Origin of the sequence: Pseudomonas sp. NPDC089428 (genome assembly GCF_044749325.1) — a bacterium.
GTDB lineage: Bacteria > Pseudomonadota > Gammaproteobacteria > Pseudomonadales > Pseudomonadaceae > Aquipseudomonas.
On sequence record NZ_JBIVHT010000002.1, the window covers coordinates 301,116 to 321,242 of the forward strand.

Below are 20,127 nucleotides of genomic sequence, written 5' to 3' on the forward strand. Positions count from 1 at the left end.
GACTGCCCCACTCAGGCTAAACTCGCCCACAGCTCCCCCGGCCCGCCCTGAGTGCGCAATGAACCACCCCCACGAAATCCGCCCTGACCTGGACGAAGGCATCGACCGCAAGGTCCTGGCGACATTGCGTGCGCGCTTCCTGCACATCAACCAATGCCGGCTCGAACGCGCAATGGAAGGCCTGTCGAGCCGCCAGCAGCTGGTCCTGACCCTGCTGCCGCTGCTGTTCCACGTCAACCATCCGCTGCTGCCCGGTTACGTTTCTGGTGCCACGCCGGCCGGGGTGGCGGGCTTCGAGCCGGATGTCGAACAGATCGCCGACGCCCAGCGCCTGGCTCGCTCGTTTGCCTACAAGGCGCGCCATGGCAACCCGCCACGCCCGATCCACGGCCTGTTCCTGATGGGCAGCCTTGGCTCACTGGCCCAAGCCGAACAGAGCGACATGGACCTTTGGGTGTGCCATGCCCCCGGTTTGAGTGAAGCCGAACGCGATGAACTGCGTCGCAAATGCCTGCTGCTGGAAGCCTGGGCGGCCAGCCAGGGCGCCGAGGCGCATTTCTTCCTGATCGACCCGCAAAGCTTCGCTCAGGGCGAACGTGACAGCCAGCTCAGCTCCGATGACTGCGGCACCACCCAGCATTTCCTGCTGCTCGACGAGTTTTACCGCACCGCCATCTGGCTCGCCGGGCGCACGCCGCTGTGGTGGTTGGTGCCGGTCTATGAAGAGCACAACTATCAGGCCTATACCCAGACCCTGCTGTCCAAGCGCTTCATCCGCAACCAGGACGCCCTCGACCTTGGCAACCTTGCACATATTCCGCCCGGCGAGTATGTCGGGGCTGGGCTGTGGCAGCTGTACAAAGGCATCGACTCGCCCTACAAGTCGCTGCTCAAGCTGCTGCTGACCGAGGTTTACGCCAGTGAGCACCCGACCGTGCGCTGCCTGAGCCTGGACTACAAGCAGGCAGTGTTCGCCAACCACCTCAACCTCGATGAACTCGACCCGTATGTGATGGTGTACCGGCGTATCGAGCGCTACCTGCAGCAACGCGGCGAAACCGCGCGGCTCGAACTGGTCAGGCGCAGCCTGTACCTGAAGGTCAACAAGAAGCTGAGCGGCCTGGACCGTAGCCGCAGCAACGGCTGGCAACGGCAACTGCTGCAGCGCCTGGCCGATGAGTGGGGCTGGGACGAACGCCAACTGGCCATGCTCGACAGCCGCAGCCAATGGAAGGTCCGCCAGGTCGCCGTCGAACGCCGTGAACTGGTAGCGGAGCTCAACCATAGCTATCGCTTCCTCGGCCAGTTCGCGCAAAGCCAGGCCGCCAGCAGCCGCGCCGACCAGCGTGACCTGAATGTCCTGGGCCGGCGCCTGTACGCGGCTTTCGAACGCCGCGCCGGCAAGATCGAAGTGATCAACCCGGGCATTGCCCCGGACATTGCCGAAGACACCTTGACGTTGGTCCAGTCGCCAAACCGCAAGGAGCCTGGCAGCCATCACTGGGGGCTGTACAACGGTAATCTGGGGGTGCACGAATGGGAGCATTTCAGCCCGATCAAGCGCTGCCGCGAGCTGCTCGAACTGCTGACCTGGGCCCACCGCAACGGCGTCATCGACAGCAGCACACGGCTTGCCCTGCACCCGGGCGACAGCGACCTCAGCGAGTTCGAGCTGTTCAACCTGCTGGGCAGCCTGCAGCAGAGCATCCCGCTGCCGCTGGGCAGTGTCAGCGAAGAGCGCCTGCTGCAACCAAGCGTGGCTGACGAGATCCTGCTGCTGGTCAACGTCGGCGTGGACCCGCTGCGCCATCACCGCGACTTGAACATCCTGATGACCACCGAGCGCACCGACTCGTTGAGCTACGCTGGCGTACGCGAGAATCTGGTACTGACCGTTGACCAGATCACCCTCAACAGCTGGAACGAAGTGCTGGTGCAGCGCTACGACGGTGAGCACGCGCTGCTGCGCTGCCTGCGTGACTTCCTCAACAGCCTCGGCCAACGCAGCCACCGGCCACAGGTTCGGGTACGCTGCTTCTGCCACAACCGCGCCCAAGCCATCAGCCAGCGGGTCGAGGAGATCTTCGACACGGTGCAACTGCTGCTCGACCAGGGCCTGAACCACCGCTACCTGCTGCAGGTAGCGCAATACACCCATGTGCTGGAACTGTTGCCCGGCCAGGTCAGCCTTACGACCATGGCCGGGCATGACGCCGTGCTCGATTACCTGGGCGAAGAGCGCAGCCGCTACAGCCCGCTGCACCTGGATGGCAATGCCTTGCAGGACTACGACCTGCCTCTGCTGCTGGAACAAGGCCGGCGCAATTGCATCCAGGTGTTCTACCGCCTGCTCGACGGCTGGGCCGACCTGTACGTGCTGGATGAGTACAATGCCCTGTGGCAGCAGCGCCTGCCGCTGCATGATGAAAACCATCTGCTGCTGCCGTTGCAGCGCTTCCTGCGATCGGTGGTCATGCGCCACGACGCGCGCTTGCCGCTGGACAGCCTGCAACAGGCATCGCTGGAAATCCGCTACGCGCAATTGCTGCCTTCAGGGCCAGGCAAGGCACGCAGCATCGAGCCCAGGCCGACACCGAGCGTTTCCACCGATCAGCCCTACTACGAGGTGCAGGCCATTCTGCAGGCCGGTGCCGGTGGCGAGGTACAGGTCACACTGTATTGCGACCAGCGGGAGTTTTCCGAGCTGGAGCATGGCGACCAGCTGTATGAGGTTGTCGCCCGGCAGATCCTCGGCCAGCGCCGCAGTGCCGGGCACTACCGCTGCTATATCACCGACCTGGACCTTTCAGAACTGCTAGAGGATGAACAGGGTTCGACCAGCCTGTATCTGCGTTACAAGCGCGAGCTGGAGCATGCGCTCGATCAGGGGCTGCAAAAGATCCAGGCTGAGCTCGCCTCCTGAACCCGCTGGCATTTCCCTCTGCACGGCTCTCCTGGCCAGCGACATGCTTCGCCCTCATTCAATGATTGAGGTGCATCATGAACAATCAGAACTGGATGGGTAACTTGCCTGAACTGGGTCGCCTGCGTATTGATCAGCTGATTCTGCCCGGTAGCCATGATTCGGGAATGGACAAACAGGCGGACAATATCGTCCCACCGCAGGAAGTGACCCAGGACGTTCCGTGCATCGAGCAGATCCGCGCCGGCATTCGCGTACTCGACCTTCGTGTACGGGCCAACCGCGAGTATTCACCCGATTCACCTTACCGGTACAAGCTCTATCACCTGAGTACATCGGGACGCACTGTGCTCGGCGACGTAGTGTCCGAGCTTGGTGTTTTTTATGAAGACCCTGCCAACAAACGAGAAATCATCATCCTCGACTTCCATGAATTCGATAACTTCAGCGCCCAGGAGCATGAGTGGCTGCTGGCGATGCTGGACAAGCACATGGGGCAGCGCATCATTCCCTATGACTTGCATGCTCTGACCCTGGATCAACTGTGGAATGACCACCCAGGCAAAACCGTGGTCATTGCCTATAACGATCCCGCCGGCGGGGACCACTGGAATGGTGTGGAGCAGGTCTGGATGGGAGAGAACATGCCGTCCACAGAAGAACTGAAAGCGTTCATCGACCAGAATAGCCAGCGTTACAAGCCTGACGGCACGCTACGCTCGATACAGTGCGCGAAGTACAACAAGGTGGTGTTCACACCTGATGATTTCAGCGACAAGATCGATGAGTGGTTCGACTCGAAAGACCTGGACAGCTACATCCAGGGCTTCCACATCATCAATACCGATTGGTCGCTGCGCAGCCGCATAGTCGATAACTGTATTCACGCCTGCCAACTCAGGGCGCAGAACGCACCCTGAAAGACCAGCCTCAGAGGTCGAAATCACCAGCCGCTTCAGGCTGGTATTCGACTTCCAGCAACTTCAGCTTCAGGGTCTTGCCCCCCGGTGCCGGCCAGTCGATCTGCTCACCCACCGACAAGCCCAGCAGTGCACAGCCGATCGGTGCGAGGATCGAGACCTTGCCCTCGCCCCCCGCATCTTTCGGGTACACCAGGGTCAGATGGTAGTCCTTGCCACTGGCTTCCTCACGGCAATGCACGCGCGAGTTCATGGTCACCACACCGGCCGGCACTTCCTCGTGACCGACTACCTGACCGGCACGGTCCAGCTCCTCCTGCAAGGCAAGCACACCCGGCGTGCTTTCATCGAGGCTGTCGATCAGGCGCTCGAGACGCTGTACGTCCAATCGGGTGAGGATGAGGGAAGGCTTGGTGCTCATGATCCAGTCAGACTCCTTTGAACAGGCGGTTTCCTGCAGGCAGATAAAGCAAAACCCCGCCCAAGGGCGGGGTTTGTGAATGCTTTTGCGTCACCGACGCTTAACCCGACACTACCACAGCCGGGCAAATACTCAAGCCCGCGCGCGCAGGGCCTCGGCTTCGCGGCAGATCTGCCGGCGCCGTTCGTCGTCGGCTGAGCGCCATTCGCGGATGTGCTCGACATGCCGGTGGCAGCCGGTGCACACCCGCTGCTCATCCAGCCGGCAGACGCTGATGCAGGGTGACGGCACCGCCGGGCTGACGTTGCTGTACAGCGGCTTGGGCGGCCGCGTCTGGCTGGTCATGTCAGATTTCGTCGAAGTCCAGCTTCTCGCCGGCCCGTTCCCAGACGATGCGCTCGAGCATTTCGCCAAGCAGCTCTTCGCTCTTCTCGCACACCCACTTGCCGCTTTCTTCGTCGTAGTCGAAGTGGAAGCCGCCGGATCGGTCGGCCAGCCACAGCTGGCGCAGCGGCTCCTGGCGGCTGAAGATCAGCTGGGCGCCGCCTTCGAACTTGACGGTCAGCACGCCGCCGGAGTTTTCCATGTCCAGGTCCAGGCCGCTCTCGTCGAACAGGTCTTCCAGGGCCTGTTGGGTCGCGTCGACCAGATCATGGAAACGCGCTTCGCTCAAACTCATTGCAGGAACCTCGAAATTGGCTGCTTTACGGGCAAGCCGGGCAAGATACGGGCGCCGGGCCATGAATGCAAAGGTTTAGCCGCTCCCGGCACTGGCCCCATAGCTGCGGCGAGAGCACATAAGCATAGCCCGCCCGACGGACCGGCTCTTGCATAGGCAATCCGCCGGTCGCTCGGTATACTCGGGCGCAATACTGCATATTTCAAAGGATTTCACCCATGAAGCGCCTGATTTCCTCGCTCGCGGCGCTGGTCGCGGTTGCCTGCCTTGTTTCGGCCTGCGGTCAGAAGGGCCCCCTGTACCTGCCAGAAGACGGCAAGGACGGCAAAGGCCCGAAAAAGTCGCACCAGCACCAGCACGCGCCTGCGGTCCAGCCGCAAGAAGAGCAGCCAATCCAGCCCGAGCAGACGCCAGCGCAGTAAGGAAATCAGATGAACGCTTTCAACTACCGCGACGGTGAACTGTTCGCGGAAGGCGTGGCCCTCTCGGCCATCGCCGAACGTTTCGGTACCCCGACCTACGTGTACTCGCGCGCTCATATCGAAGCCCAGTACCGCAGCTACACCGATGCCCTGCAAGGCACCGAGCACCTGGTCTGCTTCGCCGTCAAGGCCAACTCCAACCTCGGCGTGCTGAACGTTCTGGCGCGCCTGGGCGCGGGCTTCGACATCGTTTCCGGCGGTGAGCTGGAGCGTGTGCTGGCCGCGGGCGGGCGGGCCGATCGCGTGGTGTTCTCCGGCGTCGGCAAAACCCGCGAAGACATGCGCCGCGCCCTGGAAGTCGGCGTGCACTGCTTCAACGTCGAATCCACCGACGAGCTCGAACGCCTGCAAGTGGTGGCCGCCGAGATGGGCAAGATTGCCCCGATCTCGCTGCGCGTGAACCCGGACGTCGATGCCGGCACTCACCCGTACATCTCCACCGGCCTCAAAGAGAACAAGTTCGGCATCGCCATCGCCGACGCCGAAGCCATCTACGTGCGCGCCGCGCAGCTGCCGAACCTGGACGTGGTCGGTGTCGACTGCCACATCGGCTCGCAGCTGACCACCGTCGACCCGTTCCTCGATGCTCTCGACCGCCTGCTGGCCCTGGTCGATCGCCTGGCCGAGTGCGGCATCCACCTGCGCCACCTGGACCTGGGCGGCGGTGTTGGCGTGCGCTATCGCGACGAAGAGCCGCCGCTGGTGGCCGACTACATCAAAGCCATCCGCGAGCGCGTCGGCACCCGCGACCTGGCCCTGGTGTTCGAGCCTGGCCGCTACATCGTGGCCAACGCCGGTGCCCTGCTGACCCGCGTGGAATACCTCAAGCACACCGAACACAAGGACTTCGCCATCATCGACGCGGCGATGAACGACCTGATCCGCCCGGCCCTGTACCAGGCCTGGATGGGTGTCAGCGCAGTCGCCCCACGTGCTGGCGAAGGCCGTGCCTACGACCTGGTCGGGCCAATCTGCGAAACTGGCGACTTCCTCGCCAAGGACCGCGTGCTGAACCTGGCCGAGGGTGACCTGCTGGCCGTGCAGTCGGCGGGCGCCTATGGTTTTGTCATGAGCTCGAACTACAACACCCGTGGCCGTTGCGCGGAAATCCTGGTCGACGGCGACCAGGCTTTCGAAGTCCGCCGCCGCGAGACCATCGCCGAACTGTACGCTGGCGAAAGCCTGCTGCCGGAGTGACCCCATGCTGCTGCGCTTTACCAAGATGCATGGGCTGGGCAACGACTTCATGGTCCTCGACCTGGTCAGCCAGCACGCACACATCCAGCCCAAGCACGCCAAGCAATGGGGTGACCGCCACACCGGTATCGGCTTCGACCAGCTGCTGATCGTCGAGGCGCCGAGCAATCCGGAAGTGGACTTCCGCTACCGGATATTCAACGCCGACGGTTCCGAGGTCGAGCAGTGCGGCAACGGTGCGCGCTGCTTCGCCCGCTTCGTGCTGGACAAGCGCCTGACCGCGAAGAAGCGCATCCGCGTGGAGACCAAGGGCGGCATCATCGAACTGGACGTGCAGAACGACGGCCAGGTGTGTGTCGACATGGGCCCGCCGCGCTTCGTCCCGGCAGAAATCCCGTTCATTGCCGACGAACAGGCGTTGAACTACCCGCTGGAAGTCGACGGCCAGGTGCATTCGATTGCCGCCGTGTCCATGGGCAACCCGCATGCCGTGCTGCGCGTCGATGACGTGCACACCGCGCCGGTCCATGAGCTGGGCCCGAAAATCGAAAACCACCCGCGCTTCCCGCAGCGGGTGAATGCCGGTTTCCTCCAGGTCATCGACCGCCATCGCGCCAACCTGCGGGTATGGGAACGTGGCGCAGGCGAGACCCAGGCCTGTGGCACCGGTGCCTGCGCCGCAGCCGTGGCCGCCATCAGCCAGGGCTGGATGGACTCTCCGGTGACCCTCGACCTGCCGGGTGGCCGCCTTAACATCGAATGGGCCGGCCCCGGCAAGCCTGTTTTGATGACTGGCCCAGCCGTACGCGTCTTCGAAGGACAGGTTCGTCTCTAAGCGAGTAACCGCCATGACCGATCAGCCAGTATCCCAGCAGCCCGATGAGCTCGACGCCGAAGCAGTGGTCGCCTACTTGCGCGCCCACCCCACCTTCTTCGCCGAGCACGACGAGCTGCTGATCGAGCAACGCATACCCCACCAGCGCGGCGACAGCGTGTCGCTGGTGGAACGCCAGCTCAAGCTGCTGCGCGACCGCAACATCGAGATGCGCCATCGCCTGTCGCAACTGATGGACGTGGCCCGTGACAACGACCGGCTGTTCGACAAGACCCGTCGGCTGATCCTCGACCTGCTCGATGCCGGCAGCCTGGAAGAAGTGGTGATGGCCGTCGAAGACAGCCTGCGCCAGGAGTTCCAGGTGCCTTTCGTCAGCCTGATCCTGTTCGGCGACAACGCCGCGCCCGTCGGCCGCTGGGTGAGCAATGCCGAAGCCCAGCAAGCCATCGGCGGTCTGCTTGGCGGCGGCAAGACCATCAGCGGCAACCTGCGCGAGCACGAACTGGCCTTCCTGTTCGGCAAGGAACAGCAGCAGGAAGTCGGCTCCAGTGCGGTTGCAGCCTTGGAATACCAGGGGCTGCATGGCGTGCTGGCGATCGGCAGCCGCGACCCGCAGCACTACAAGAGCAGCGTCGGTACCTTGTTCCTCGGCTATATCGCCGAAGTGCTCGGCCGCGTAGTGCCGCGCGTGACCCAGACCCTGCGTCCGGTGCGCTGATGGAACGCCAGCTGGAGGCTTATTGCGCACACCTGCGCAACGAGCGCCAGGTGTCGGAACACACCCTGCTGGCCTACCGCCGCGACCTCGACAAGGTCATCGAATACTGCAACAGCCAAGGCATCGCTGGCTGGGCTGAGCTGCAGATCCAGCAGCTGCGCCAGCTAATCGCCCGCCTGCACCATCATGGCCAGTCGTCGCGCAGCCTGGCGCGGCTGCTGTCGGCAGTGCGCGGCCTGTACCGCTACCTCAACCGCGAAGGCCTGTGCCAGCACGACCCGGCCAGCGGCCTGAGCGCGCCCAAGGGCGAACGCCGGCTGCCCAAGGTGCTGGACACCGACCGCGCCCTGCAATTGCTCGATGGCGGTGTCGACGACGATTTCATCGCCCGCCGCGATCAAGCCATCCTCGAACTCTTCTACTCCTCTGGCCTGCGCCTGTCCGAGCTGAACAACCTCGACCTCGAGCAGCTCGACCTGGCTGCTGGCCTGGTGCAGGTGATCGGCAAGGGCAGCAAGACCCGCGTGCTACCGGTCGGCCGCAAGGCCCGTGAAGCCTTGCAAGCCTGGTTCAAACTGCGCGGCATCGGCGGCCCGCGTGACAGCGCGGTGTTCATCACCCGCCAAGGCAACCGCATGAGCCCGCGGGCCATCCAACTGCGGGTCAAGACCGCTGGCGAGCGCGAGCTGGGCCAGCACCTGCATCCGCACATGCTTCGCCATTCCTTCGCCAGCCATGTATTGGAATCGTCCCAGGACCTGCGCGCGGTGCAGGAAATGCTCGGCCATGCCGACATCAGCACCACGCAGATCTACACCCACCTGGACTTCCAGCACCTGGCCGCGGTGTACGACAGCGCCCACCCTCGGGCCAAACGCAGCAAAGGCACAGACTCATGAGCATCAAGCTGATCACCTTCGACCTCGACGACACCCTGTGGGACACCGCGCCCGTGATTGCCAGTGCCGAGGTCGTGCTGCGCGACTGGCTCGAAGCCAACGCACCCATCCTCGGCGGCGTGCCGGTGGAGCACCTGTTCGCCATACGCGAACGCCTGGTGCAGGCCGAACCGGGCCTCAAGCACCGCATCAGCGCCCTGCGCCGGCGTGTACTGTTCCACGCCCTGGAGGAAGTCGGCTACAGCGAAAAACAGGCGCAGGAGCTTGCCAACGAAGGTTTTGAAGTGTTCCTGCATGCCCGCCACCAGATCGAGGTGTTCCCCGAAGTGCAGCCGGTGCTGGAGATCCTGCGCCATCACTACACCTTGGGCGTGGTGACCAACGGCAACGCCGATGTACGCCGCCTGGGGCTGGCGGATTACTTCCGTTTTGCCCTGTGCGCGGAAGACCTGGGCATCGGCAAGCCCGACCCGGCACCGTTCATGGAGGCCCTCAAGCGGGGTGAGGTTGAAGCCAGTGCAGCGGTGCATGTCGGCGACCACCCGGGCGACGACATCGCCGGAGCCCAGCGGGCCGGGTTGCGAGCGGTATGGTTCAACCCGCAGGGCAAGGCCTGGGCTGGTGATCAGGCGCCGGATGCCGAAATACAGCGCCTCTCTCAGCTACCCGACGTCCTCGCACGCTGGCGCTGAGAGGGGCCGCTTCGCGGGCACAGGCAACCCAAATCCCCCAGGCACAAAAAAGCCCGCAGCGACAGCGGGCTAGACTGTTCAACTGCCGGCTGCCCGGTGATGCGATCGCTGGCGACGCAGCCACCACCATGACGTACCTCCCTTGCTCAGCTCTGAAATCCCTATCAGACCAAGCATCAACCACGGGTCATAATCAGGTACAAGACTGGCCCAGATCAACAGTACAGAGAGCGACGGCGTAGCGAAGAGCAGCCTCAAGGGAATTTGCGCAAGCCCCAGATACACACCAGCCGTTCTGCCACCAAGCAAAAGCACGGCACTGAGAATGATCGAAACTTGCAGCACCAAATTCATGACCACCAGCACACTGGTGACGAAACCTTGCTCATCCAGAAAGCTCAGCAGGTTATGCAGATCAGTAACGAAAGGCAGATGCCCACGTCGTATGCTGGCCACGACGTAGAGGAGCAAAGAAAGGGCATCCAGCCCACCCCATAATCGCAATGCCCAACGCTCCGTTTTTCGTCCTCCGGGCTTCATTTCTTTTCCCGGTGTTCGTAGGTTTCAAAAGGAAGAACTGGCTGCCAATGCCAAGACTTACCACTGACCTGCCACTTATCCTCTCCTTCAAAGTAGCGTTGTGTGATAGCCCGTAATTCGCCGTAGCGATGAACGACAGATCGTGATGCCAGATGATCATCATGACTATCGAGGGGAACCCACTGCTGGGTCACGACACGGGAGGTGTTGTCATAATCCTTTCCTTCCGAGCCGAAGATACGACCCTCGTCACCTAGCGAGCCAAGGCGGTTCTGCAGCATGGCGAATGTATTTTTCAACCCGTCATAATCGATGTCGATAGTGCGCCACTTACCCGGACCTTTTTTCCTTTCAGCCTGCCGATCCAGATAATCAGAGCCAGGAAAGCACTGTGTCGCTCCTATTTGGCCATCTAACCTCATGGGCCTGAAAGGCTCGCTGGTCAAAAACAACCAACGGCCGCTTCTAATTTCTTTTAGTGCTATCTCAAGACCTTGCTCAGAGAGCTGCTGCACGAGAGTGATGCCACAATCCCTCAGAAATTCAACCTCTCCGCGTAGATACCCTCCGCACTGCAGAGCACGCTTTACCTTTGACTCAGCAAAGAAAGGGTCCTCCACTTTCGGGAGGTCTTCCTTGCGCAGTTCACAACGACGAACCAATTTGTCCATAAATCCTCCAGGCTGAAGCACGATGCTTGCCCGGCGGCGCAAAAAACATCTAGCAGACGCGTCTTTTTCTAATGTAGGAAATTTCCATTACCTACTCAGCGCCCACAAAAAAGCCCGCAGCGACGGCGGGCTCTTTTGCATCCAGCCACTCAGATAGGGCGGCTGCCGTACTTGTTGTCCGGCTTCTTGGGCGGGTCGGCGACCACGTTGGCCTCGACTTCCTGCACCTTGCCACCGCGGGCGAGGAACTCTTCCATGGCCTTGGCCAAGGCGTCACGTTCCTTCTGCTTGGCTTCCATGCTCGGCATCTCGTCTACCGAGACAGCCGCCTTGGATTTGCCCTTGGCAGCGGGAGCCGGGCTGCTGTCGTCATCGCCAGCGTCTTCGGCAACATCATCGGCGGCCGCTTCAAGGCCGTCATCGGTTTCGTCTTCGTCGCCTACTTCGAGGTCATCATTTTCCAGATCGTCGTCGCTCATGTTCTACCTCATGACTTGCGAAAAGCAGGTTAGTTATAGACCGGTGCAGCCGTAGACCGGCCGTCACCGGTGAAAATTCAACTGGCCGTGGATTGGCCACTGCCCTTGGGTCGGCACTCCTGTTGGGAGGCGGACCTGGCAGGCCCTGCTCCTGGCAGGACCTGACAAGATTCTAGAGCCCTGCTGGCCACTCGCTATTGGCAAGCCTAGCAAAGGCTGGCGAAGCGTGTGGACTGCTCATCAAACACCCTTCGGCGCGCATTCTAGCGCGCTCGTGGAAAAAGCAAAGCTCCATAAATGCCCTGAGACTTGTAAGTTTTTGGCCTACGTCGCGAACGTGAGAGATAAACCGTTTGCTCTGCGGGAAAAGGTAAAAAACAGGCAAAAAAATGCCCGGCGAACCGGGCAAGTTTTTCCAGCGTCGCGGTTACAGGTTGTAGCCGCGTTCGTTGTGCTGAGCCAGGTCGAGGCCGACCGACTCTTCTTCTTCGTTGACCCGCAGTCCCATCACCACATCCAGCACCTTGAGGATCACGTAGGTGACGATGGCGGTGTAGACCACGGTGAAAATCACACCCTTGGCCTGGACCCAGACCTGGGCGCCGATGTCGGTGACCGCGCCGAAGCCGCCCAGGGCCGGTGCCGCGAACACGCCGGTGAGAATGGCGCCGATGATGCCGCCAATACCGTGCACGCCGAAAGCGTCGAGGGAGTCGTCATAGCCCAGCTTGCGCTTGAGAGTGGTGGCGCAGAAGTAGCAGACCACCCCCGAGACCAGGCCGATCACCAGCGCGCCCATCGGGCCCACGGTACCGGCAGCCGGCGTAATGGCAACCAGGCCTGCTACCACACCCGAAGCGATGCCCAGGGCGCTCGGTTTGCCGTGGCCGATCCACTCGGCGAACATCCAGCCCAGCGCAGCGGCGGCGGTGGCGATCTGGGTCACCAGCATGGCCATGCCAGCAGTGCCGTTGGCGGCGGCGGCGGAGCCGGCATTGAAGCCGAACCAGCCGATCCACAGCATGGCCGCGCCCATCAGGGTATAGCCCAGGTTGTGCGGGGCCATCGGGGTGGTCGGGTAGCCTTTGCGCTTGCCCATGACCAGGCAGCAGACCAGGCCAGCGATACCGGCATTGATGTGCACTACGGTGCCGCCAGCGAAGTCGAGCACGCCCCAGTCCCACAGCAGCGCGCCGTCACCGCTCCAGACCATGTGGGCGATCGGTGCGTAGACCAGGGTGAACCAGATGCCCATGAACACCAGCATCGCCGAGAACTTCATGCGTTCGGCAAAGGCACCGACGATCAGCGCCGGGGTGATGATGGCAAAGGTCATCTGGAAGGTGATGAACACCGCTTCAGGGAACAGTGCGGTGGCCGAGGTCAGATTCGCAGGCGTGACGCCGCTGAGGAACGCCTTGGAGAACCCGCCGACGAAGGAATTGAAGTTGAGCACGCCCTTTTCCATACCGGTGGTATCGAAGGCCATGCTGTAGCCGTAAATGACCCAGAGAATGCTGATCAGGCCAGTGATGGCGAAGCACTGCATCATCACCGACAGCACGTTCTTGGAACGCACCATGCCGCCGTAGAACAGGGCCAGGCCCGGAATGGTCATGAACAGCACCAGCGCTGTCGAGGTGAGCATCCAGGCGGTGTCGCCGGAGTTCAGCGCTGGGGCAGCTGCTTCCTCTGCCAAGGCAAGCCCGGGCATTACGAGGGACAATAGGGCTCCTAGCCCTGCGATCTTACGCAGAGTCATGTTGTTTTCTCCTGGGGCGTTGGGTTTGGTGAGGCTTTTTTCGGCGCTTAGATCGCGTCGGTATCGGTTTCGCCGGTACGGATGCGGATCGCCTGCTCCAGATTCACCACGAAGATCTTGCCGTCACCGATCTTGCCGGTGTTGGCCGCCTTGGTGATGGCTTCGATCACTCGATCAAGGTCCTTGTCGTCGATGGCGACGTCGATCTTCACTTTGGGCAGGAAGTCGACCACGTACTCCGCGCCGCGATACAGCTCGGTGTGGCCCTTCTGCCGGCCGAAACCTTTGACTTCGGTGACGGTAATGCCCTGCACGCCGATTTCCGACAGCGACTCGCGCACGTCGTCCAGCTTGAACGGCTTGATGATGGCTGTGACTAGCTTCATGAAACTCTCTCCCGATTTGGTGGACTTGCCCCAGGAAAACAAACCCGTCTCAAGTCTAAGCGCAGCGGTTGGCTTTGTAACGCGTCGTCGGCATCCGGCTCCGCGTGCGCACTGCCTGGTCACAAGGAACTGCATCAGTGCATGGCTCGTACAGGTCTTTGCAGAAACCTTGCCAGTTCCGCTAAACCACCGGAAAACAGCGAGTTATGTGAATCAGTCGGGATTGGCCAGTCGCCAGCATGGAAAACATGCACAACTTCGGTGCATTCGAGCCCGGCGAGTTGCTCGAAAAATGTGCAACCATTGGGGTCGATGGCACGGCTTTGCCCCGTGTTACACTGCGGGCCATTTCTCAGCATCAGTGGACAGCCCGACATGCTCGCGCCCAAAGCCCTTCTCGACGCCCTGAGCGACCAGGCCTCGCGCCTGTTCAGCAGCGATACCGCGCAGCCTCGCGCCGAACTGGAAAGCCAGTTCAAGGTGCTGATGCAAGGCGCCTTCAGCAAGCTGGACCTGGTCAGCCGTGAAGAATTCGACAGCCAGATGGTCGTGCTGGCGCGCACCCGCGCCCGGCTTGAGGCCCTGGAGAAGCAAGTCGCCGAGCTGGAAGCGCGGATGGCGCCAGCAGCACAGGAATAACAATCGATAAGGCGTCAAATTTCACCCCCGGCGCCAATCCATGAAAGCCGTGGCTGCCCTGACTTCAATCAGGCCGAAGCCCTGTGCTGACCACCGGCCTTGGGCGGTAGCTCGCAGGCCTGCAGGGTGCCACGAAATAGCGCGGCCCCACACACGGTGAACAACGTTTTCACCCGGCTGTGGGAGTTGCGGATCTCGGCCTGTATTGCTTCGATGAGCGGATCACTTGGCTGCAACGCAACCGCGCGATTGGCCCATTCGATTGCCGCGAAGCGGCTCTGTTTGCGCGTACCATACCCCTGCATCCAGGCCAGCCCGAGTTCCGCACAGGCACGCGCTGCAATCCAGGCATCAGGGTGCTCGGCCAGCCCCTGCAGATAGTCGACCGCTTCGACACGCTCCCGCGCATCACCGTGCTGGCGTAGCAGGATGCCCAGCTGCAATTGCGCCTTGGCATGGATGTGTGGATGGTTCAGGACATCGAGCAACAACCGCTTGACCGCCAGCACCGCCTTTCGGTCTTCCAGCCCTTGCGGGAGGCTCATCCGCTGGCGGGCCAGGTCGAACTTGGCCAGCGAGTGGCCAGACTCCGCCGCGCGCAGCAGCCAGTGCTCGGCCGCCTTGTTGCTCAGATACTGCTCGGGGGTGTTGTCCAGCCAGCCGCGATGCAGATCGTACAGCGCGATGGCAGCATCCGGCAGATTCAGCTCCGCACAGCCCTCATACAGGTAATGCGCGGCCTCATGCAGGTTGGCCGCCCAGAGCAGGCGCGGCACATCGAGCACATCGAAGCCCTGCCCCTCGCGCCCGCACTGGCGCCTGACCGCCAAACGCAACCACGTGCTTGCCTGCGCGGCAGACTGCCCAAAGCCCCACAGCCCGAACTGATGCCCCGCAGCCCGCAGTGCACAGGCCGCCGCCTGGCGACGGTCGTCGCACAGCCGCTCGATGACGGTGCGCAATACCTGCGAATCGTCTTCAGCCTCGTGGAACAGCACCAGGCACACAAGGCTATGGAAAGGCTCGCCAATGGCCGGAACAAAGCCATGGTCAGGGTAGAGCGCGACACTGTCGACAAAGTCGCGCATCGCTCCGTCGTAATCATGCATCGAATAGCGCCGCAGGGCGCCACGCCGGGCCAGCAGCGTAGCGCGCTCCTTAGGCCTGAGTTCGCGCTGGGCCCATTGGGCAAAGGTTCTTTGCCAGCTCGCGACCTGTGGCAGTTGCTTGGCATGCGGCAGCCAGAACGTGTCTTCCAGGGCCAGCCAGCGAATCGCATTGCGCTGTGCTTCGGGCCAACCGTGGCATAGCGGGCCGCGGGCCAGGGTGTCGATCGCCTGATGGCTGCCGCCCCAGCGTGGGGTCAGGTAAGTGGCAAAGGCCTCGATCGCCTCAAAGCAGCCGGGAAACCACGCCAGCGCATGGCGCAGCCAATAATCCCGGGCACTTTCGCCCTGCTCATGCAAACGCGCGCTCAACCCTGCAGGCAATGTTTGCGGCAGCGTCTGCAAGGGGGTCAGGCCGCATCTGACCAATAGCGGCGCAGCGGCCTCCTGCACTTCCACATCGGCATGTGCGCTGGGCCGATAGCGCGCCACCTGGCCAGCGAACAATTCGACCAACCAGCCGGGTTCGCGCAAGTACGCGCTGATGTGCAGCATGCCGATCACTGCGGCAACCGGTTGCTCGCAGCACTCCATGGCCCGCAGGAAATGCGCCGCGCCCTTTTCGCAGGCCTGTTCGGCAGCCAGCCAGCGTTCTTCGGAAACGTCATGGGAGCCAACCTGCCCACGGATCAGGCAGGCGTGGCTGAAGCAGTGAAACCCCATCACCACCTGCGGGTGATAGGCCTTGGGGCAGGCGTCGATCCAGTTTTTGAGGGTTTGCGTCAGGGCCTTGGCGCCCTGCATGTCGCAATCGAGCATGTAGCCCTGCACAGCCTCAAGGTAGGCGGGACACTCACCGGGAGGCGCCTGCCGCCACTGCGCCTGGAGCGCATCGAACAAGCGGTTGAGTTCAGCGAATTCATTGGCCTGCACCCGTTCTCGGATCTGCTGGCGGGTGCGAATGAGCGTTTGCACGGGCAGTACCTTAAGTCCATTTCAGGGTTGTGCTGCCATCCAATGGCAACAACAGTCGCTCTTGAACACTAAGCCATAGCCGGGCTCTTCGCAAAGATATTGGATCCAGAAGTTGTCAGATCATGTGAAAAGGCAGGGAAAAAACTGGTATGCAAAACAAAGTCGCATTTTTCTTGCGCCTGCCTTGCCGAAACTCACTAGGCTTCGACAAGCCGCAGGAAGCGGCTCTATATCCAGTGACAACGGAGCGTCCATGTCCCTCGCCCTCGTCCATAGCCGCGCCCAGGTCGGCGTGCAGGCCCCGGCGGTCAGCGTCGAAACCCACCTGGCCAACGGCCTGCCCCATCTCACCCTGGTCGGACTGCCGGAAACCACGGTCAAGGAGAGCAAGGACCGTGTACGCAGCGCCATCGTCAATTCCGGGCTGAATTATCCACAGCGGCGCATCACCCAGAACCTCGCCCCTGCCGACCTGCCCAAGGACGGCGGGCGTTATGACCTGGCCATCGCCCTGGGCATCCTGGCCGCCGATGGCCAGGTGCCGTTGCCAGCCCTGGCGGAAATGGAGTGCCTGGGCGAGCTGGCACTGTCAGGCAAGTTGCGCCCGGTGCAGGGGGTATTGCCGGCGGCGCTGGCGGCGCGCGAGGCTGGCCGGGCGCTGGTAGTGCCACGGGAGAATGCCGAAGAGGCCAGCCTGGCTGGCGGGCTTGTGGTGTATGCAGTGGGGCACCTGCTGGAGTTGGTGGCACACCTTAACGGGCAAGTACCGCTGCCGCCTTTTTCCGCCAATGGCCTGGTCCTGCAACAGCAGCCTTACCCGGACCTGAGCGAGGTGCAGGGCCAGGTTGCGGCCAAGCGGGCGCTGCTGCTGGCCGCGGCAGGGGCGCATAACCTGTTGTTCACCGGGCCTCCCGGCACAGGCAAGACGTTACTTGCCAGCCGCCTTCCCGGCCTGCTGCCGCCACTGGACGAGCACGAAGCGCTGGAAGTGGCGGCGATCCAGTCGGTCAGTGGTCATGCGCCGCTGAGCAGCTGGCCCCAGCGGCCTTTCCGCCACCCCCACCATTCGGCCTCGGGGCCGGCACTGGTGGGTGGCGGCAGCCGGCCGCAGCCTGGCGAAATTACCCTTGCGCACCACGGCGTGCTGTTTCTCGATGAGCTGCCAGAGTTTGAAAGGCGGGTGCTGGAAGTGCTGCGCGAGCCGCTGGAATCGGGCGAGATCGTGATTGCGCGGGCGCGCGACAAGGTACGGTTCCCGGCGCGTTTTCAGCTGGTGGCGGCGATGAACCCCTGCCCTTGCGGCTATCTGGGCGACCCCACCGGCCGCTGCCGTTGCAGTACCGAACAGATCGCGCGGTATCGCAACAAGCTGTCAGGCCCGCTGCTTGACCGAATTGACTTGCACCTGACCGTGGCCCGCGAGACCACCACGCTCGACAACCAGCCGAGCGGCGAGACCAGCGCGGATGTGGCAGCCAAGGTGGCCGAGGCGCGTGAAGTGCAGCAGCGGCGGCAAGGCTGTGCCAATGCGTTTCTGAACCTGGAGGGGTTGCGGAGCCATTGTCAGCTGGCAGCGGCCGACCAGGCGTGGCTTGAGACTGCCTGTGAGCGGCTGAGCCTTTCTTTGCGGGCAGCGCATCGGCTGCTGAAGGTTGCACGCACATTGGCAGATCTGCAAGGCAGCCAGGCGATCAGCCGAGGGCATCTGGCCGAGGCCTTACAGTACCGGCCGGGGAGCAGTTAGATCTTTGGGGCTGCTTTGCAGCCCATCGCCGGCAAGCGCGGCTCCCACAAGGTTTTGTGCAAGCCTTCAGGTCGGTCCAACCTGTGTGAGCCGCGCTTGCCGGCGATGGGCCGCAAAGCGGCCCCAAGATTCATCAGGCAACCTTGTTTCTACCAATTAACCCAGAGACCGAATACAGCCCAGGCCCGGTCAATGCCAACCCGCCATAAAGCGCCACCAGCAACCAGGCAAACTGCCCCTGCTCCAGCGACCAGTCCGGATGCACCACTACCAGCGCCACCAGCAATACCGCCAGCACCGGCAGGCAGGCCAGCCGCGCTGCCACGCCCAGTAGCAGCAACAGCGGGCAGACGACCTCGGCAAACACCGCCAGGCCCAAGGTCAGCGGCGCCCCCAGTCCAAAAGGATCTTCGATGCGCTGCAACTCCCCGCTCCAGTCCAGCAGCTTGGGCAAGCCATGGATAAAAAACAGCAGCAGCGCAGCCATCACACGCATGAACAGCAGGCCGCAGGCAGTCAGCGTCGGCGATTGGGGGTCGAAAACGATCTTCAAGCGTTGCATGGCAAAGGTCTCGCGGTTCTATCAATCCGACGAGCATTGCCCGATTGCGCGGCAAATGCTTGCTCAGGTGTGCTCACTAACCTGCCAATGCCTCTTCGACCACCTTGAGCAACGCCTCCTCAGAAAACGGCTTGCCCAGGCACGCCTGCGCGCCATTGCCCAGCGCCGCCTGGACTGCACCATCGTCCCAGTGCGCCGACATGCAGATCACCGGCAAGCGCCAACCCCGCCGTGCCAGCTCGCGTTGCACGTCCAACCCGTTCAACCCCGGCATCCTCAGGTCAAGCAACACGCACCCTGCCTCACGCACCAGGTCCGAGCCCAGGAATACATCCCCCGCCGCGAACACCAAGGTCTCGAAGCCTGCCGAACGCAACAGGTTGGCCAGGCTTTTGCGCACCGAAGCATCGTCATCGACGATGCACACCGCTCTGCTCATGCGCCGGACCGGGCCTCGATGACGTTGTGCATGGCCACCAGCTCCAGCAGCGAGCGGGATTGCATCTTGTTCATGATGTTTTTCTTGTGCACCTTGGTGGTCACCTCACTGGTGCCGATTTCCCTGGCGATCTGCTTGTGCGACAGGCCGCCAGCCACCAGCGAGAACACCTGGCGTTCGCGCTGGGTGAGGCGCTGGTACTTTTCCTCGACCTGACGCGCATGGCGCCATTTGCGCCCTTCGCTCACGGCACGGACGCGCACCGACTCCAGCAGCGCCAGCAGCTGGTCTTCGTCGAAAGGCTTGGTCAGAAACTCCACGGCCCCGGCGCGCATCGCCTGGACCGTCATGGGGATAGTACCGAAACCGGTCATGAACACGATTGGCCAGGGCAGCGCCAACCGAACCAGCGCAGCCTGCACCTCAAGGCCGCTGGTTTCGGGCAGATGCATGTCCAGCAGCAGGCAAGCACAGGGGGTTTCCAGGCGTGCGTCGAACAGCTCCTCGGCACTGGCGAACAACTGGTGTGGAATGTCCTGCGAGCGCAACAGACGGCCCAGTGCCTTGCGCACCGAAGGGTCATCATCCACCACCAGCACGGGCACGCTGGCAGGCTCATCGTCCGCTTCAGCGCCATCGACCCCGGCACACAGCGGCGACTGGCCCAGTGCCCGGCAAGGCACTTCGAGGCTGACTTCGACAGCCAGGCGATAGCCCCGGCGCGCCACGGTCTGGATCAAGCCGCGATCGCCGAAGGCCTTGCGCAGCAGCGAAACCTGCACCTGCAGGTTGTTGTCCTCGACCACCGTGCCGGCCCACACCTGGCTGAACAGCTCATCCTTGCCAACCACCCGGCCGTTGGCCCGGATCAGCGTGGCCAGCACCTCGAACGCACGCCCGCCCAACGGGATCGGCTTGCCGTCGAGAAAGGCTTCTCGCCGCTCCAGCGACACCTGGGCATTGCCTATTCGGATCATGGTTTCCTCGTGCGGGAACGGGCGTTTGCGCAGCCCCGGGCAGCCTAGGCCAGCGAACGCGATCGGACAATTATCCCGAGG

22 protein-coding genes are annotated in these 20,127 nt (G+C 62.7%); 10 read left to right on the plus strand and 12 right to left on the minus strand.

The features are described 5' to 3' along the window. Window positions 1–58: 58 nt before the first annotated feature. Window positions 59–2,923, plus strand: coding sequence for a class I adenylate cyclase (locus tag ACIPZ5_RS04730; RefSeq protein WP_400806991.1), 2,865 nt, complete (start codon window positions 59–61; stop codon window positions 2,921–2,923). A gap of 77 nt (window positions 2,924–3,000) precedes the next feature. Further along, window positions 3,001–3,843, plus strand: a complete 843-nt coding sequence (locus ACIPZ5_RS04735) for a hypothetical protein (protein WP_343594417.1) — start codon at window positions 3,001–3,003, stop codon at window positions 3,841–3,843. 10 nt (window positions 3,844–3,853) lie between these two features. Here the strand turns inward: ACIPZ5_RS04735 and rnk are convergent, their stop codons facing one another. The 3 genes from rnk to cyaY form a co-directional block, all read right to left on the minus strand. Next, window positions 3,854–4,264: a nucleoside diphosphate kinase regulator gene (gene rnk / locus ACIPZ5_RS04740; protein ID WP_313710335.1), complete on the minus strand. Its 411-nt coding sequence runs from the start codon at window positions 4,262–4,264 to the stop codon at window positions 3,854–3,856. A gap of 132 nt (window positions 4,265–4,396) precedes the next feature. Continuing rightward, a complete protein-coding gene (locus tag ACIPZ5_RS04745; protein WP_261941999.1) occupies window positions 4,397–4,609 on the minus strand; it encodes a DUF1289 domain-containing protein in 213 nt (70 codons plus the stop codon). A gap of 1 nt (window position 4,610) precedes the next feature. Continuing rightward, on the minus strand, window positions 4,611–4,943 hold the full coding sequence (cyaY, locus tag ACIPZ5_RS04750) for an iron donor protein CyaY (RefSeq protein WP_261942000.1): 333 nt from the start codon (window positions 4,941–4,943) through the stop codon (window positions 4,611–4,613). 218 nt (window positions 4,944–5,161) lie between these two features. Between cyaY and ACIPZ5_RS04755 the strand changes: the two genes are divergently transcribed. From ACIPZ5_RS04755 to ACIPZ5_RS04780, 6 genes are read left to right on the plus strand one after another with little or no spacing between them, the layout of a single operon-like run. Then, a complete protein-coding gene (locus ACIPZ5_RS04755) occupies window positions 5,162–5,365 on the plus strand; it encodes a lipoprotein (protein ID WP_033695922.1) in 204 nt (67 codons plus the stop codon). A 9-nt stretch (window positions 5,366–5,374) separates the two neighbouring features. Further along, window positions 5,375–6,622, plus strand: a complete 1,248-nt coding sequence (gene lysA, locus ACIPZ5_RS04760; RefSeq protein ID WP_400806995.1) for a diaminopimelate decarboxylase — start codon at window positions 5,375–5,377, stop codon at window positions 6,620–6,622. A gap of 4 nt (window positions 6,623–6,626) precedes the next feature. Continuing rightward, window positions 6,627–7,457 carry a diaminopimelate epimerase gene (gene dapF, locus ACIPZ5_RS04765; RefSeq protein WP_343594419.1) on the plus strand — a complete coding sequence of 277 codons (831 nt, stop codon included), beginning with the start codon at window positions 6,627–6,629 and terminating at the stop codon, window positions 7,455–7,457. Window positions 7,458–7,470: 13 nt separating this feature from the next. After that, window positions 7,471–8,175, plus strand: a complete 705-nt coding sequence (locus ACIPZ5_RS04770) for a DUF484 family protein (protein WP_261942004.1) — start codon at window positions 7,471–7,473, stop codon at window positions 8,173–8,175. Further along, on the plus strand, window positions 8,175–9,074 hold the full coding sequence (gene xerC / locus ACIPZ5_RS04775; RefSeq protein WP_313710338.1) for a tyrosine recombinase XerC: 900 nt from the start codon (window positions 8,175–8,177) through the stop codon (window positions 9,072–9,074). Before ACIPZ5_RS04770 ends, xerC begins: the two co-directional genes overlap by 1 nt. Beyond that, window positions 9,071–9,766, plus strand: coding sequence for an HAD family hydrolase (locus ACIPZ5_RS04780; RefSeq protein WP_400806998.1), 696 nt, complete (start codon window positions 9,071–9,073; stop codon window positions 9,764–9,766). Before xerC ends, ACIPZ5_RS04780 begins: the two co-directional genes overlap by 4 nt. Window positions 9,767–9,844: 78 nt before the next feature. On the opposite strand, the gene ACIPZ5_RS04785 is transcribed toward ACIPZ5_RS04780, so the two are convergent. The 5 genes from ACIPZ5_RS04785 to glnK form a co-directional block, all read right to left on the minus strand. Further along, window positions 9,845–10,306 (minus strand): hypothetical protein, encoded by a 462-nt coding sequence (locus ACIPZ5_RS04785; protein WP_261942007.1) that lies wholly within the window; start codon window positions 10,304–10,306, stop codon window positions 9,845–9,847. Then, the gene (locus ACIPZ5_RS04790; protein WP_400807001.1) at window positions 10,303–10,977 is read right to left on the minus strand and encodes a hypothetical protein; all 675 of its coding nucleotides are present in this window, start codon (window positions 10,975–10,977) and stop codon (window positions 10,303–10,305) included. The genes ACIPZ5_RS04785 and ACIPZ5_RS04790 overlap by 4 nt, the downstream gene beginning before the upstream one ends. 149 nt (window positions 10,978–11,126) lie before the next feature. Then, window positions 11,127–11,456, minus strand: a complete 330-nt coding sequence (gene sutA, locus ACIPZ5_RS04795; protein WP_261942009.1) for a transcriptional regulator SutA — start codon at window positions 11,454–11,456, stop codon at window positions 11,127–11,129. Between the two features lie 427 nt (window positions 11,457–11,883). Continuing rightward, window positions 11,884–13,218, minus strand: coding sequence for an ammonium transporter (locus tag ACIPZ5_RS04800; RefSeq protein ID WP_343594422.1), 1,335 nt, complete (start codon window positions 13,216–13,218; stop codon window positions 11,884–11,886). A gap of 47 nt (window positions 13,219–13,265) precedes the next feature. After that, complete coding sequence (glnK, locus tag ACIPZ5_RS04805) at window positions 13,266–13,604, minus strand: P-II family nitrogen regulator (RefSeq protein ID WP_002555808.1); 339 nt, start codon at window positions 13,602–13,604, stop codon at window positions 13,266–13,268. Between the two features lie 375 nt (window positions 13,605–13,979). Here glnK and ACIPZ5_RS04810 point away from each other — a divergent pair, with 375 nt between their 5' ends. Next, window positions 13,980–14,243, plus strand: coding sequence for an accessory factor UbiK family protein (locus tag ACIPZ5_RS04810; protein WP_008091866.1), 264 nt, complete (start codon window positions 13,980–13,982; stop codon window positions 14,241–14,243). A 68-nt stretch (window positions 14,244–14,311) separates the two neighbouring features. Here the strand turns inward: ACIPZ5_RS04810 and ACIPZ5_RS04815 are convergent, their stop codons facing one another. Beyond that, on the minus strand, window positions 14,312–16,324 hold the full coding sequence (locus ACIPZ5_RS04815; protein ID WP_400807005.1) for a DUF4034 domain-containing protein: 2,013 nt from the start codon (window positions 16,322–16,324) through the stop codon (window positions 14,312–14,314). 253 nt (window positions 16,325–16,577) lie between these two features. Here ACIPZ5_RS04815 and ACIPZ5_RS04820 point away from each other — a divergent pair, with 253 nt between their 5' ends. Further along, a complete protein-coding gene (locus ACIPZ5_RS04820; RefSeq protein WP_400807008.1) occupies window positions 16,578–18,068 on the plus strand; it encodes a YifB family Mg chelatase-like AAA ATPase in 1,491 nt (496 codons plus the stop codon). 133 nt (window positions 18,069–18,201) lie between these two features. Here ACIPZ5_RS04820 and ACIPZ5_RS04825 read toward each other — a convergent pair whose 3' ends face one another. The 3 genes from ACIPZ5_RS04825 to ACIPZ5_RS04835 all read right to left on the minus strand — a co-directional run bounded on the left by ACIPZ5_RS04825 (window position 18,202) and on the right by ACIPZ5_RS04835 (window position 20,046). After that, on the minus strand, window positions 18,202–18,630 hold the full coding sequence (locus ACIPZ5_RS04825) for a DoxX family protein (RefSeq protein ID WP_400807011.1): 429 nt from the start codon (window positions 18,628–18,630) through the stop codon (window positions 18,202–18,204). 76 nt (window positions 18,631–18,706) lie between these two features. Next, window positions 18,707–19,069, minus strand: coding sequence for a response regulator (locus ACIPZ5_RS04830; RefSeq protein ID WP_343594426.1), 363 nt, complete (start codon window positions 19,067–19,069; stop codon window positions 18,707–18,709). Next, on the minus strand, window positions 19,066–20,046 hold the full coding sequence (locus ACIPZ5_RS04835) for a response regulator (RefSeq protein ID WP_400807014.1): 981 nt from the start codon (window positions 20,044–20,046) through the stop codon (window positions 19,066–19,068). The genes ACIPZ5_RS04830 and ACIPZ5_RS04835 overlap by 4 nt, the downstream gene beginning before the upstream one ends. Window positions 20,047–20,127: the final 81 nt, after the last annotated feature.